Here is a 13,673-nt window from a genome sequence, read left to right on the forward strand (position 1 = left end):
CACCTGCGGATGAGAAACAGTAAGGGTGGCGCGGCGGATGGCCACACCCAAGGCATGGCTGACACCGCGCCTGGGGTTAAGGTGGACTCCCTCGCCACAGGGGGATTGGTTATGGCTGGAGGCCTGTGATCAGATGCACCACCCCGTCATCCAGCAGCATGACGCCCGGCACACCCGCCGCCGTCAAAGCTTGCCGATCCAGCCGCTCCACATCCCGCAACTCCACCCGCACCCGGGTCAGCGCCACGGCCTTGTGCGACTTGAGGTTATCCACACCGCCCAGCGCCGCCACCACGTTTGCCGCCAACCCGGCTACCGCTTGCGCAACGACCTTGGGCTCATCCACCACCAGGTCCGGGGTCAACGCCTTCCAGAATGCCTGCTGCATTTTCTCAAACATGTCCGTTCTCCAGAACCGGTGAAGTATCGACCGTTGCCTCGTGGTACAACCGCAGTGCGTCGCGCACCTGATCGGCGCTGTCCAGGCCAAGCACTTGCTGGGCGATGGCCTGGCAGTCCGCCAGGTCCACTTCGCGAACCGCGGCCTTGATCGCCGGAATCAACGGCACGCTCACCGACAGTTCGTCCACGCCGAGGCCCAGCAACAACGGCACCGCCAGGGTCTCGGACGCCATGGCTCCGCACACACCGACCCATTTACCGTGGGTATGGGCGGCCTTGACGGTACTGGCGATCAGGCGCAGCACCGACGGATGGAAGCTGTCGGCCTGAGCGGCCAGGCGCGGGTGATCGCGGTCCATGGCCAGTGTGTACTGGGTCAGATCGTTGGTGCCGATCGAGAAGAAGTCCACCTCCGGCGCAAACAGGTCGGCCATCAGTGCCGCGGCCGGCACTTCGATCATGATCCCCAGTTTCGGCAATTCGTCGAGACCCAAAGCCAGTGCTTCTTCCTCCAGCAGCTGGCGGGCCAGTCGCAGCTCCGACAGCTGCGTGACCATCGGCAGCATGATGTGCAGGCGCGCCAGTCCTGCGCAGGCAAGGATGGCCTTGAACTGATCGCGCAACAGCTGCGGGCGCTCCAGGCACAAGCGTATGCCGCGCATGCCGAGGAACGGGTTGGTTTCGCTGTCCATCGGTACGTAGGCCAGGGGTTTGTCGCCGCCGACATCCAGCGTGCGCACCACCAGACTGCGCGATGGCCCCAGGGCACGCGCGATAGCGCTGTACGTGCCGGCCTGTTCTGCATGGCTCGGCGCGTGGTTGCGATCCAGGTACAGAAACTCCGAACGCAGCAGGCCGACGCCCTCGCCGCCCAGGGTCAGGGCCTGCTCGGTCTCGCCCAGCGAGGCGACGTTGGCCGTGACTTCGACGTGATGACCGTCACGGGTGCAGGCGGCCAGCATTGCGTGTGCCAGGACATGCTGATGGCGTTGCTCCTGGCGCTGACGATCGACCCGCAGTTGCTCGATGGCGGCCAGTTCCGGGTCCAGGTGCAGCTCGCCCTTGTCGGCGTCGAGCAACACCAGGCTGCCGTTCCTTAGCGCCAGTACCTGGGCGGGCAACCCGCAGATCGCCGGCAAACCGGCAGCCCGTGCGAGAATCGCGACGTGACTGGTGGCGCCACCACCGACCGTGGCAAACCCCAGGACCTTGCGGGTATCGAGCCCGGCGGTCTGGGATGGTGTCAATTGATCGGCAATCAGGATCGCCCCTTCAGGCAATTCAATTGCTTGATCCTGCACGCCGAGGATCAGCTTCAGCACCCGCTGGCCGACATCCACCAGGTCCGCCGCCCGTTCGGCCAACAATGCACTGCCCAGGCCCTTGAACAAGGCTGCCGTTGCCTCGGTCGCTGCGCGCCAGGCAAACGCCGCGCTCTTGCCGGCGTTGATCAGCGCTTCGGCCTGATCCAGCAGACTCGGGTCTTCGAGCAGTGCCTGATGGGCCTTGAAGATCTCTGCCTGAGCATCCCCGGTGGCCTTGTCACGCAACTGCTGCAACGCCAGGGCCGCCTGAGCCAAGGCACGAGCGAGCTGCTCGCGCTCAGCCTGCGCTCCCCTGCCGGGCTCGCTCACCTCAAGCGTTTGCTCGGCGATCTGCACCACCTGACCAAAGCCCGACCCCGGTGATGCGCACACGCCGCGCAACACCTTCAACGATGAAGGCTCCAGCGCCTCGACTGGCGCTGGCACCGCCACTGTTTCCCCACAGCCCCCGGTCAGCAATGCCGCCAGCGTACTGATCGCCTCTTCCGCATCCCGGCCCGCCGCACTGACTTGCACGATGTCGCCAAAGGCCGTCTGCAACGCCATGATCGCCACCAGGGATTTGGCGTTCGCGCTCTCCTGGTGTTTATGCAGGTGAATACTCGCCGAAAAGCCTTTGGCAGCCTGGGCGAATACCGCGGCAGGACGGGCGTGCAAGCCGTTCGGGTTGGCCAGTGTCACTGGCTTGGAGAACAGCGCCTCGCCCTCTTCCGGCACCGGCTCATCGGCTGTCTGCTCCTCGGGATGCACGCTCAGCAGCGGCTGGCCACCTTCCACCCTACCCGTCTGCGGCACTAACCAGGTGAAGGGCTCACCACTGACCACCAGCATCAGGGTCAACAAGCTGCGGGCGTGCAAGGCGAGGTAATCGGCATCGAACTCGATCAGCGCCTGCCCCGCCTCGATCCGCTGGCCTTCCTCCACCAACCGGGTGAACCCCTTGCCGGCCAGGTTCACGGTGTCGAGCCCGATGTGCATCAACACCTGCACGCCATTGTCGTCGGTGATGCCGACGGCGTGCCCGCTGGCCTGCACATTGCTGACCACTCCGGCCAACGGTGCGCACAGGGTTTGCGAGGTCGGATCGATGCACAGGCCGTCGCCAATCACGCGACTCGAGAATACCGGGTCCGGCACCTGGTCCAGCGGCATCAGCACGCCGGACAAAGGTGCCAGCAGTTGCAATTGTTGGGGTGTGGCCATGACGTCACCTGCTGTTTCGTTCTTTATAAAAGACGCTTGCGATCTCGTGGTACCGGTTATTCGGCGTTCAGTCCCACCAGTATTCGACCTGCAATCCGACATTCGCACCGTGTCGCGCCGTGCCAAAGGCGCCGGTGTCCGACAATGCCGACCCCTTTGCCAGCTCATTGGCTGCCCGTTTGGCCACCTGGTTCCAGCTGGCATAGGTGTAATACACCCGCACTTCGGGCCGCGCCCAGAATTCCGGCCCCTTGGGCGACCAGGTCGGGGCGAAGGTGAACTTGCTCAGTTTGCGCGTGCCGCCCGTGGCATCTACCTGATCGTGCCCCAGTTCGGTCACCAGTTTGAACTGCTCGGTGAGTGCGTAGGCCGGACGAACACCGAGGGACATCCAGTTCTGATCCCTGCCGTGCGCACGTTGGTCTTTCTGGTAAACCGCCTGGACCTGACCGCCAAACCGCGGCGTCACTTGCCAGTCGAAGAACTCCACCACACGGTAGCTTTTATTGCTGTCGTCCAGCTTCACGTTACCGGTATAGCCCAACCCGGTACCCGGGCCTTCTCCGTACTGGAAGGCCAGTTTGTTCTTGCCGCCCAGAAAACCTTGCTGCACATGCTGGGTGGCGATTGCCCAGCCACGGTGTGCATCGCGACTGTCAGGTTTATCGATGTAGCTCAAGCCAAACTCCAGTGCTCCGCCGGGGTTGGTATCGAAGCCGGCGACATTGAAATCGTGGCGGTTGATGTAGTCCTTCTGGTACAGGTTGTCCTTGCGCGAAAAGGCGTAGCTGTATTTCAGGTCGCCGAGCAACACGTCCTCGATACCGCCGCCGGTAGCGCTCTGGTTCCAGTAGTAGAAATCGGAAATATGGATATCGTTCCGCTTGTAATAACGCCGACCGGCCCACAGCGAACCGCCGTTGAGGCCAGGCATGTTCGACCATTGCGCGTACAGCTGCGGCAGGCGCACCGAACCGTTATCACCCTTGAATGTCAGGCGGCGGTCATACTTGTTATAGAGTGAGGCCATGCCGTCGACACTGAGCACCGAACCATCGTCCAGGGTGAACAGATCCTGACGCAACTCCAGCTCCCCATATTGTTCACATTCGTTGCCCAAACGATATTTGGTTTGGGCACCCGGCAACTGGAAACATGATTGCGAACTGCTGTTGACCGAAGTACCGACGCCGCTGCGCAAGTAACCGCCAAACTCCAGGGCCTGCACCGACAGTGGCAATGCCAGGCATACGCTCACGAGCGCAAGACTGCGGGTTATTGTTGTTTTCAAGAAGCACCCCATTATTTTTATTGTGTGCAGCCACAAAATCGGCGCGCAAAAATCCCCCGCGCAGCGTTCTGCGTGTTTTTTAAACCGGTGTTTTTTTAGTGCTCGGTCAGTCGGTCAGGTGCAATACCAGCGACTCATAAGGCCGCAAGGAGACCTCCCGGTTTCGTGGCGGACAGTCCGGGTAGTTGCTGATGACCAGACGTTGGGCCATCGCCTCGCTGATCACTTCTTCCGGCAACAGGACTTCGCAGGGCGTGCCGTAGAAGTTGTTCAGCACCAGCAATCGTTCGCCCTGGCCTTCACGCACATACACCCAGAGTTGTGGATGTTCAGGCAGCAATTGCCGGTATACACCGTCGGATATCAGCGCTTCGGTTCGACGCAAGGCGATCAGCTGACGGTAGTGATGCAGCACGGAATCCGGGTCATCGAGTTGGGTGGCGACGTTGATCTGTGCCGAGTTGGCCGGCACGCCGATCCAGGGCTCGGCCGCGCTGAAGCCTGCGTTCGGCTCGGCGTTCCAGTGCATTGGCGTACGACCGTTGTCCCGGGACTTCTGCATAATCGCCGCCATATTGTCGACGTCACTGGTGCCCGCCTCGCGCTTGAGCCGGAAGATATTCAGCGTCTCCACATCGCGGTACTGATCGATGTGATCGAAACCCGGATTGGTCATGCCCAATTCCTCGCCCTGGTACACGAATGGCGTGCCTTGGAGGAAATGCAGCGCTGTGCCGAGCATCTTCGCCGACATCACCCGATATTCGCCGTCATGGCCAAAACGCGAGACCACCCGTGGCTGGTCGTGGTTACACCAGAACAGCGCATTCCAGCCACCACCCGCCTGCATGCCGGTCTGCCAGTCGGAGAGGATGCGCTTGAGTTCAAGGAAGTCGTAGTCGGCGCGAATCCATTTCTGCAGGTTCGGGTAATCGACCTTCAGGTGATGGAAGTTGAAGGTCATCGACAGTTCTTTCGACTCCGGCCGCGAGTAACGAATGCAGTGTTCCAGGCTGGTGGACGACATCTCGCCAACGTTGATCAGGTCATGGCCTTCGAACACCTCGCGGTGCATTTGCTGCAGGTATTCATGCACGTTCGGGCCGTCGGTATAGAAGCGTCGACCGTCGCTGTCGTCGTCGGGGAAATCCGCCGGTTTAGAGATCAGGTTGATCACGTCCAGACGGAATCCGCCCACACCCTTGTCCCGCCAGAAACGCATCATCTTGAAGACTTCGGCGCGCACCTTGGGGTTGTCCCAGTTCAGGTCGGCCTGGGTGTGGTCGAACAGGTGCAGGAAGTACTGACCGGTCTGCGCCTCGTACTCCCAGGCCGAACCACCGAACTTGGATTCCCACTTGTTCGGCTGGTCGCGCCAGATATAGAAGTCGCGGTACGGGTTGTCGAGGCTGCTGCGGGCCTGCTGGAACCAGCTGTGCTCGATGGAGGTGTGGTTGACCACGATATCGAGCATCAGCTTGATCCCGCGCTTGCCGGCCTCGGCGATCAGCAACTCGCAATCGGCCATGGTCCCGTAGCTCGGATCGATGGCGTAGTAATCACTGATGTCGTAACCGTTGTCGCGCTGGGGCGAACGCAGGAACGGGGTGATCCACAGGCAGTCGACGCCCAGCCAGTGCAGGTAGTCGAGCTTGGCCACGACGCCGAGCAAATCACCCGTGGGGTTGCCGGCGTGGCTGTGGAAACTTTTCGGGTAGATCTGGTAGATCACCGAACGTTGCCAGTCTTGCATGGCGCTATTCCTTCAGTAAGTTTTGTATCGGCCTTGAGAGCCTCTTCGCTGGCAAGCCAGCTCCTACAGGTGATCGCGTTCCCCTGTGGGAGCGAGCCTGCTCGCGAATGCGATCTGTCAGGCGACCCGATAGCCCGGCCGGACAATCTTCATGCTCAACCCGCAGGTCAGAACAAACGGCACGACCACGGCAATTACCATCCCGATCACGAACATCGGAATGAACTGCGGAATGATCGAAATAAAGCCGGGCAAGCCCCCGACGCCGATGGCCGAGGCCTGGACCTTGTTCAGCGACAGGAAGATGCACCCCAGGGCCGAGCCGATCAACGCCGCATAAAACGGAAACTTGTAGCGCAGGTTGACCCCGAACATGGCCGGTTCGGTGATGCCGAAGTAAGCGGAAATCGCCGAGGTCGAGGCCATGCTCTTGTCCCGCACATTACGGGTCATGTAGAACACCGCCAGTGCCGCGCTGCCCTGGGCGAGGTTGGACATGACGATCATCGGCCAGATGAACGTCCCGCCCTGGGTGGAGATCAGTTGCAAGTCGACCGCGAGAAACATGTGATGCATGCCGGTGATCACCAGCGGCGCATACAGCAGACCGAAAATCGTCCCGCCGACCATCGGTGCCAGGTCGAACAGCATGACTACGCCTTCGGTGATGAGGATGCCCAGGTGTCGCGTCACCGGACCGATCACGGCCAGCGCCAGCACGCCGGTGACGACAATGGTGGTGATCGGCACCACCAGCAATTGCACCGCGTTCGGCACCCGCGCCCGCAGCCATTTCTCGATGACGCTCATCACGTAGGCCGCAAGCAGGATCGGCAGGATCTGCCCTTGGTAACCGACCTTCTCGATCTGGAACAAGCCGAGGATGTCGAAGTACGGCAGGCTTTGCCCTTCCAGCCCGGCCACCGCCTTGCCGTAGTTCCAGGCGTTGAGCAGATCGGGATGCACCAGCATCAGGCCGAGCACGATGCCGAGGATTTCGCTGCCGCCGAACCGCTTGGCCGCCGACCAGCCCACCAGTGCCGGGAGAAACACGAACGAGGTGTTGGCCATCAGGTTGATCAGGCTCCAGAGCCCGTCAAGCTTGGGGTAGGCGTCCAGCAAGGTCTGGCCCTCGATGAACATGCCCCTGGCGCCGATCAGATTGTTGATGCCCATCAGCAGGCCGGCAATGATCAGCGCCGGCAGGATCGGCATGAACACATCGGAAAACACCCGCACCAGCCGTTGCATGGCGTTGATCTTGTCGGCGCTTTTCTGTTTGACGTCGGCGATGGTTGACGCCGCGAGACCGGTTTGACGGCGCAATTCGGCGTAGACCTTTTCCACCTCGCCGGGACCGATGACCACCTGGAACAGGCCACCGGTGAAGAACGACCCCTTGACCAGGTCAATCTGGTTCAGCGTGGCGCTGTTGACCAGGCTCGGGTCCTTGAGGGCCAGGCGCAGCCGTGTGACACAGTGCGCGGCCTGCTCGAGGTTGTCGCTGCCGCCGAGGCTTTGCAGCAGCTCGGTGACGATGTTCGGATAGTCGTGGCTCATGCTTGGTCTTCCGCTGTAGTTTTTTGTTATTGGCAGCACGCCGAGATGAAAAGTACTCGTCTGTACGAGTTAAAGCAACAACTCGTACAGACGAGTTTCAATTTGTTTAAAATCTCCTAAACCCGCAGACGATGAAATTTCCTACACCCGTATGGGAAGAAATCCAAACCTGCATGGACAATTCCCTACCCCGCCCTTAAGGTTCAAACCCTTGAGCATTGCGGCACAGAGCCATTCCCATGAGTAAATACAACCAGATCTACAGCGATCTGCTTGCCAGTATCACCACCGAACGTCTGGAACGCGGAGCGCGGCTGCCTTCCGAAACCGAACTGATGGACAGCTACCAAGCCAGTCGCGGCACCGTGCGCAAAGCCATCGAACAGCTTCAGGAGCGCGGTTTCGCCCAGAAGGTCCACGGCAAAGGCACCTTCGTGCTGTCGACCAACCCGATCGAATTTCAGCTCGGGGGCATTGTCAGCTTCCAGGAGACCCACCCGCGGCTGGGCAACGACGTCAGCACCGAGGTGGTGGAGTTCACCCAACTGCCCCTTGAAGGTGCTCTGCTGGAACACATCCAGGCAGAAGAAGGCAGCCTGATCACCCGGATCAAGCGAGTGCGGCGGATCGACGGCAAGCGGGTGATCCTCGACATCAACCATTTCGTCAGCGGCGTGATTCCCGGACTGTCCCGCGACATCGCCGAGCACTCGATCTACGCCTTCATCGAGCAGACCCTGCAGCTGCAAATCGCCTATGCCCAGCGCACCATCGAAGCGGTGCCTCGCAGCAGGGACGACCAGCAACACCTCGACCTGGATGGCCAGAGCCATGTGATCGTCGTTAGCAACCAGACGTTTTTGCAGGATGGCAGGCAGTTCGAGTACACCGAATCGCGGCATACCCTGGACAAGTTCTACTTTTCGGATGTGGCGCGGCGCTGAAAGGGTAACGTCAAACCAGGGCCTGCCACTCGGCGCCCAGGGCGACGACCCGGCGCGATTCCTTGACCAGATTGACGCTTTGCGCGATACGGGCAACCTCGATGACCGGTTGTTCAAGGTGGTAGCCGCCCTTGGCATCCAGCCAGCTCAGTACCTCAGCCAGGTGCCAGACCGATGCCTTGCCCTCATGCACGGCCAACGGGAAGCTGCTGCCGTGAGTGAGCATCAGTTTGCGCATGTTCTGCCGCGAAACGCCGACGATGTCGGCAATGTCCGTCAGGCCGACGAAGTCGGGTGCAACCTCCACCAGGCGCGCCTCAGGGATGATGCGCTTGACGTCCACCAGCGCGCTCAACAACGCCGCTTCGGCAGTCTCCGCCTCGCGGGTAAATGCCAATGCCAGCCGACCGGGCAATCCGACACCGGCCAATGCGTCATCGCATCCTTCGGCGTACAACCGTTCGATCAATACGTCAGGATCGCTATCGCCCTGCGCTAATTGATACTTGAGGGTGAATATGTAGTCCATTGAATTACTCCTTGAGTCGAGGTGCCGACGTCCCGTCGATCACCTGTTGCGTCGTACAGTTATCGACCACACGCCGCAATGCCCTCGCGTGGTTGAAAGGATTCCTCGGCGTGCTGCACACACTGGTGATACAGAATTCGCCACAGCGACAGAGGTCATGCCTGAATGGGCAGTAGATCTTTCCCCAGGCGTGACTACCGCCGACTTCTATTCGCCAGCCTCGCTCTTCAGCGTGACGCAGGGCCATTTCGATTTCTTTTTTCGGGTGAGATGCACGAGCCATCCATAGCCTCCAGTCTCCGCAGAATTTATAAGGTTGTCAACTGACAACCATGAACAAAAATCTCCCTGTACCCTTCGAGCGGCAAGAACTGCCCGGACAGGTCTGGAAGATTGTCCCGAAGAGAGTACAGACGCGGCTGAGAATGGGGGATGACGCATGTCTTTCAGGTCATTGCCAAGGCATTTTCTGCTTACACATAACCTGGTCTGCGCCGTGATTTTTTGCCTGGCAGAATAAAACAAAACCCCGGCCTGGGCCGGGGTTTGGTTTATCGGTCAACGCTCTGTTTGCCGGAGCGCCAGCGCGGGATTACTCCCACTCGATGGTCGCTGGCGGCTTGCTCGACACGTCATACGTGACGCGCGAGATGCCTTCGATTTCATTGATGATCCGGCCGGAAACAGTTTCCAGCAGTTCGTAAGGCAGGTGTGCCCAACGCGCGGTCATGAAGTCGATGGTTTCCACGGCACGCAGGGCCACGACCCAGGCGTAACGACGACCATCGCCGACAACGCCAACCGATTTCACCGGCTGGAACACCACGAAAGCCTGGCTGACCTTGTGGTACCAGTCGGCCTTGCGCAGTTCTTCGATGAAGATGTGGTCGGCGCGACGCAGCAGGTCGGCGTATTCCTTCTTCACTTCACCGAGGATCCGCACGCCCAGGCCCGGGCCCGGGAACGGGTGACGGTAGACCATGTCGTACGGCAGGCCGAGCTCCAGGCCCAGACGACGGACTTCGTCCTTGAACAGCTCGCGCAGGGGTTCAACCAGCTTGAGGTTCATTTCTTCCGGCAGGCCGCCCACGTTGTGGTGCGACTTGATCACGTGGGCCTTGCCGCTTTTGGCGCCAGCCGACTCGATCACGTCCGGGTAGATGGTGCCTTGGGCGAGGTACTTGATGTTGTCCAGGTTGTTGGACTGGGCATCGAAGACGTCGATGAAGGTACGGCCGATGATCTTGCGCTTCTTCTCCGGGTCGCTTTCGCCTGCCAGGTTGTTCAGGAACTGCTCTTCAGCGTTGGCGCGGATCACCTTGACGCCCATGTTCTCGGCGAACATGGCCATCACTTGCTCGCCTTCGTGCAGACGCAGCAGGCCATTGTCAACGAAGACGCAGGTCAGCTGGTCGCCGATGGCTTTGTGCAGCAGCGCGGCAACCACCGAGGAGTCAACGCCGCCGGACAGGCCGAGCAGCACGTTGTCGGTGCCAACCTGGGCGCGAATGTTGGCGATGGCGTCTTCCGCAATCTTCGACGGCGTCCACAGGGCTTCACAGCCACAGATGTCGAGGATGAAGCGCGAGAGGATGCGACCGCCCTGCTTGGTGTGGGTCACTTCCGGGTGGAATTGCACGCCGTAGTAGCCGCGCGCGTCGTCGAACATGCCGGCAATCGGGCAGCTCGGGGTGCTGGCCAGGATGTGGAATTCCTGAGGCATCTTGGTGACCTTGTCACCGTGGCTCATCCACACATCGAGGCCGAACAGGCCGTCGGCGTCGATGTGGTCTTCGATGCCGTCGAGCAGGCGGCTCTTGCCCACTACGTCGACACGGGCGTAACCGAACTCACGCAGTTCGGAACCTTCCACCTTGCCACCCAGCTGTTCAGCCATGGTCTGCATGCCGTAGCAGATACCGAAGACCGGTACGCCCAGGTCAAACACCGCTTGCGGGCAGCGCGGGCTGTCGGCGACGTGCACGGACTCGGGGCCGCCGGCGAGAATGACGCCTTTTGGAGCGAATTCGCGAATCGCTTCGTCATCCATGTCGAACGGATGCAGTTCGCAGTACACGCCGATTTCACGCACGCGGCGGGCGATCAGCTGGGTGTACTGGGAACCGAAATCGAGGATCAGGATGCGGTGAGCGTGAATGTCGAGGGCCATGATTCAGTCTCGTCTAGAAATTCAGAAACAGTCGTGATTCAGAAACAACTCGGGGCTGAATAAAACAGCCCCGGTTACTTAACTTTTTGCTTGAAGCCTCAACCTACGCGGTAGTTTGGCGCTTCCTTGGTGATTTGTACGTCGTGGACGTGGGACTCGGCCATGCCGGCACCGGTGATCCGCACGAACTCAGGCTTGGTGCGCATTTCTTCGATGTCGGCACTGCCGGTGTAGCCCATCGAGGAACGCAGGCCGCCCATCAGTTGATGGATGATCGCGCTCAGGCTGCCCTTGTACGGAACACGCCCTTCGATGCCTTCCGGAACCAGCTTCTCGGCACCCGCGGAGGAGTCCTGGAAGTAACGGTCGGAGGAACCCTGGGCCTGGGACATGGCGCCCAGCGAACCCATGCCGCGATAAGCCTTGTACGAACGACCCTGGAACAGTTCGATCTCGCCTGGCGCTTCTTCGGTACCGGCGAACATCGAGCCCATCATCACGCAGGAAGCACCGGCGACGATGGCCTTGGACAGGTCACCGGAGAAACGGATGCCGCCGTCGGCGATCAACGGGACGCCAGTGCCTTCAAGGGCAGCGGCGACGTTGGCGATGGCACTGATTTGCGGGACGCCGACACCGGCGACGATACGGGTGGTGCAGATCGAGCCTGGGCCGATACCGACCTTGACTGCATCGGCGCCGGCGTCGGCCAGGGCCTTGGCGGCAGCGCCGGTGGCGATGTTGCCGCCGATGACCTGCACTTCAGGGAAGTTCTGCTTGACCCAGCGCACGCGGTCGATCACGCCTTTGGAGTGGCCGTGAGCGGTGTCGACGACGACTACGTCAACACCGGCGCTGACCAGGGCAGCGACGCGATCACCGGTGTCTTTGCCGGTACCGACTGCAGCACCAACGCGCAGACGACCTTGATCGTCCTTGCTGGCCAGCGGGTAAGCCTTGGCTTTTTCGATGTCGTTGACGGTCATCATGCCTTTGAGGGCGAATTTGTCGTCGACGATCAGCACGCGTTCGATGCGGTGCTTGTGCAGCAACTCGCGAACGTCGTTCTTGTCGGCGCCTTCCTTGACCGTGACCAGGCGCTCTTTAGGCGTCATCACGTCACGGACAGTGGCTTCCAGGCGGTTTTCGAAACGCACGTCACGGGAAGTGACGATGCCGACCAGGTCGCCGTTGTGCAGCACCGGAACGCCGGAGATATTGTGCTGGCGGGTCAGTTCGAACAGTTCACGCACCGTGGCGTCAGCCTCGATGGTGATCGGGTCCTTGACCACGCCGGCTTCATAACGCTTGACCTTGCGCACTTCGGCAGCTTGCTGCTCGATGGTCATGTTCTTGTGGATGATGCCGATGCCACCTTCCTGAGCCATGGCAATTGCCAGACGGGCTTCAGTGACGGTGTCCATGGCGGCAGAAACCAGAGGAATATTCAGCTCGATGCCACGGGTAAGGCGGGTCTTGAGACTGACTTCGTTAGGAAGCACCTCGGAATAACCAGGCACTAGGAGAATGTCGTCGAATGTCAGAGCTTCTTGGCTGATACGCAGCATCGCGGGGGCTCCCGAGCGGGAAAATGGAAGCGCGCCATTATAGTCAGACACCCCCTCGGGTTCAATGTAAAACTCTGGCTAATATCAATACGGTGATCGACGGGGGATTTTAAGAGCTTCGCTGGCAAGCCAGCTCCTACAGGTTTGCGGTGATCCTGTAGGAGCTGGCTTGCCAGCGAAGGTCGTTAACGATAACGCGCCCAACCTGATTGAACGCGCAGCCTTGAGGTTCTTCGCGAGCGAGCTTGCTCCTACAGCTCGACCTTAACCCAACTGACGGGCTGGTCGAGCCAATCGGCAAACTCATCGATAAAGCTCTGCTTGAACCCGGCCTCGGCCCAATTGTTGAAAATGAATCCCAGGTTGGAAAAGCCGCATTCCTGCAGGAACAGAAAGCCGTTGATATCGTCTTCATGCCCGCACTCGGGGCAGGTGAAGTTATCGGTGCGCCCCGGCATCCAGTCTTCCAGGCTGTCGAACAACGCTTCGCCGACTTCCTTGCGGCACTCGGCGCAGCCGGCTTCTTCGAGAAATCCCTTGGCCGGCGTATAGATGCAGCGCTTGGTGATGATCTCCAGGCCATTGATCGGCTCGCCGAACGGCAGGGCTTGGGGATGCAGCACCACGGCGCGGGCGCCGTCGGCGATGGCGTGGGCCATGCGGTTGCCGGTGCGGCCGCAGGTGGTCAGTTCTTCCTTGATGATGTTCTTGCGCACCAGCCAACGCACGACCGCCCGGGCCCGGGGTTCGTGCACCGGCAGCGTGGAGATTTTCGGGACGATGATGCTTTGAGAGTTCATGGTGCAAGCCTACTGCATAAAATGGATGTTTCTGCGGTGTGTCGTTTGACGCCTTCGCGGGCAAGCCCGCTCCCACAGGATCGCGGTCGTACACGCAGGTGTGCTCACCTGAAATCCCTGTGGGAGCG

General features: G+C 60.6%; 11 protein-coding genes. 1 reads left to right on the forward strand and 10 read right to left on the reverse strand.

Going from position 1 to position 13,673, the window contains the following annotated elements; translation table 11 throughout:
- Positions 1 to 109: 109 nt before the first annotated feature.
- The 5 genes from BZ163_RS22680 to treP form a co-directional block, all read right to left on the reverse strand.
- Positions 110 to 400, reverse strand: coding sequence for a PTS transporter subunit EIIB (locus BZ163_RS22680; protein WP_128872677.1), 291 nt, complete (start codon positions 398 to 400; stop codon positions 110 to 112).
- Positions 393 to 2,930 (reverse strand): phosphoenolpyruvate--protein phosphotransferase, encoded by a 2,538-nt coding sequence (gene ptsP / locus BZ163_RS22685; RefSeq protein ID WP_128872678.1) that lies wholly within the window; start codon positions 2,928 to 2,930, stop codon positions 393 to 395. Before ptsP ends, BZ163_RS22680 begins: the two co-directional genes overlap by 8 nt.
- Positions 2,931 to 2,997: 67 nt before the next feature.
- The gene (locus tag BZ163_RS22690) at positions 2,998 to 4,221 is read right to left on the reverse strand and encodes a carbohydrate porin (protein WP_128872679.1); all 1,224 of its coding nucleotides are present in this window, start codon (positions 4,219 to 4,221) and stop codon (positions 2,998 to 3,000) included.
- A gap of 106 nt (positions 4,222 to 4,327) precedes the next feature.
- Positions 4,328 to 5,974, reverse strand: a complete 1,647-nt coding sequence (gene treC, locus BZ163_RS22695) for an alpha,alpha-phosphotrehalase (protein ID WP_128872680.1) — start codon at positions 5,972 to 5,974, stop codon at positions 4,328 to 4,330.
- A 117-nt stretch (positions 5,975 to 6,091) separates the two neighbouring features.
- Positions 6,092 to 7,534, reverse strand: coding sequence for a PTS system trehalose-specific EIIBC component (gene treP / locus BZ163_RS22700; protein ID WP_128872681.1), 1,443 nt, complete (start codon positions 7,532 to 7,534; stop codon positions 6,092 to 6,094).
- A 239-nt stretch (positions 7,535 to 7,773) separates the two neighbouring features.
- Here treP and treR point away from each other — a divergent pair, with 239 nt between their 5' ends.
- Positions 7,774 to 8,478: a trehalose operon repressor gene (treR, locus tag BZ163_RS22705; RefSeq protein ID WP_128872682.1), complete on the forward strand. Its 705-nt coding sequence runs from the start codon at positions 7,774 to 7,776 to the stop codon at positions 8,476 to 8,478.
- Positions 8,479 to 8,488: 10 nt separating this feature from the next.
- Here treR and BZ163_RS22710 read toward each other — a convergent pair whose 3' ends face one another.
- The 5 genes from BZ163_RS22710 to BZ163_RS22730 form a co-directional block, all read right to left on the reverse strand.
- Positions 8,489 to 9,007 (reverse strand): AlpA family transcriptional regulator, encoded by a 519-nt coding sequence (locus tag BZ163_RS22710; RefSeq protein WP_128872683.1) that lies wholly within the window; start codon positions 9,005 to 9,007, stop codon positions 8,489 to 8,491.
- Positions 9,008 to 9,011: 4 nt separating this feature from the next.
- Positions 9,012 to 9,290, reverse strand: coding sequence for a hypothetical protein (locus BZ163_RS35875; RefSeq protein WP_128872684.1), 279 nt, complete (start codon positions 9,288 to 9,290; stop codon positions 9,012 to 9,014).
- 309 nt (positions 9,291 to 9,599) lie between these two features.
- On the reverse strand, positions 9,600 to 11,177 hold the full coding sequence (guaA, locus tag BZ163_RS22720; protein WP_128872685.1) for a glutamine-hydrolyzing GMP synthase: 1,578 nt from the start codon (positions 11,175 to 11,177) through the stop codon (positions 9,600 to 9,602).
- A gap of 98 nt (positions 11,178 to 11,275) precedes the next feature.
- Positions 11,276 to 12,745, reverse strand: a complete 1,470-nt coding sequence (gene guaB, locus BZ163_RS22725) for an IMP dehydrogenase (RefSeq protein ID WP_128872686.1) — start codon at positions 12,743 to 12,745, stop codon at positions 11,276 to 11,278.
- Positions 12,746 to 12,996: 251 nt separating this feature from the next.
- Complete coding sequence (locus BZ163_RS22730) at positions 12,997 to 13,545, reverse strand: sugar ABC transporter ATPase (protein WP_128872687.1); 549 nt, start codon at positions 13,543 to 13,545, stop codon at positions 12,997 to 12,999.
- Positions 13,546 to 13,673: the final 128 nt, after the last annotated feature.

Source organism: Pseudomonas sp. VI4.1 (genome assembly GCF_002029345.1).
Taxonomy (GTDB): domain Bacteria; phylum Pseudomonadota; class Gammaproteobacteria; order Pseudomonadales; family Pseudomonadaceae; genus Aquipseudomonas.

Bases quoted from the DNA above. Each gene is read 5' to 3' on its own strand.
- BZ163_RS35875 (WP_128872684.1), bottom strand. From the start codon at position 9,290: ATGGCTCGTGCATCTCACCCGAAAAAAGAAATCGAAATGGCCCTGCGT.
- ptsP (WP_128872678.1), bottom strand. From the start codon at position 2,930: ATGGCCACACCCCAACAATTGCAACTGCTGGCACCTTTGTCCGGCGTG.
- guaA (WP_128872685.1), bottom strand. From the start codon at position 11,177: ATGGCCCTCGACATTCACGCTCACCGCATCCTGATCCTCGATTTCGGT.
- treP (WP_128872681.1), bottom strand. From the start codon at position 7,534: ATGAGCCACGACTATCCGAACATCGTCACCGAGCTGCTGCAAAGCCTC.
- treR (WP_128872682.1), top strand. From the start codon at position 7,774: ATGAGTAAATACAACCAGATCTACAGCGATCTGCTTGCCAGTATCACC.
- BZ163_RS22710 (WP_128872683.1), bottom strand. From the start codon at position 9,007: ATGGACTACATATTCACCCTCAAGTATCAATTAGCGCAGGGCGATAGC.
- BZ163_RS22680 (WP_128872677.1), bottom strand. From the start codon at position 400: ATGTTTGAGAAAATGCAGCAGGCATTCTGGAAGGCGTTGACCCCGGAC.
- guaB (WP_128872686.1), bottom strand. From the start codon at position 12,745: ATGCTGCGTATCAGCCAAGAAGCTCTGACATTCGACGACATTCTCCTA.
- BZ163_RS22730 (WP_128872687.1), bottom strand. From the start codon at position 13,545: ATGAACTCTCAAAGCATCATCGTCCCGAAAATCTCCACGCTGCCGGTG.
- treC (WP_128872680.1), bottom strand. From the start codon at position 5,974: ATGCAAGACTGGCAACGTTCGGTGATCTACCAGATCTACCCGAAAAGT.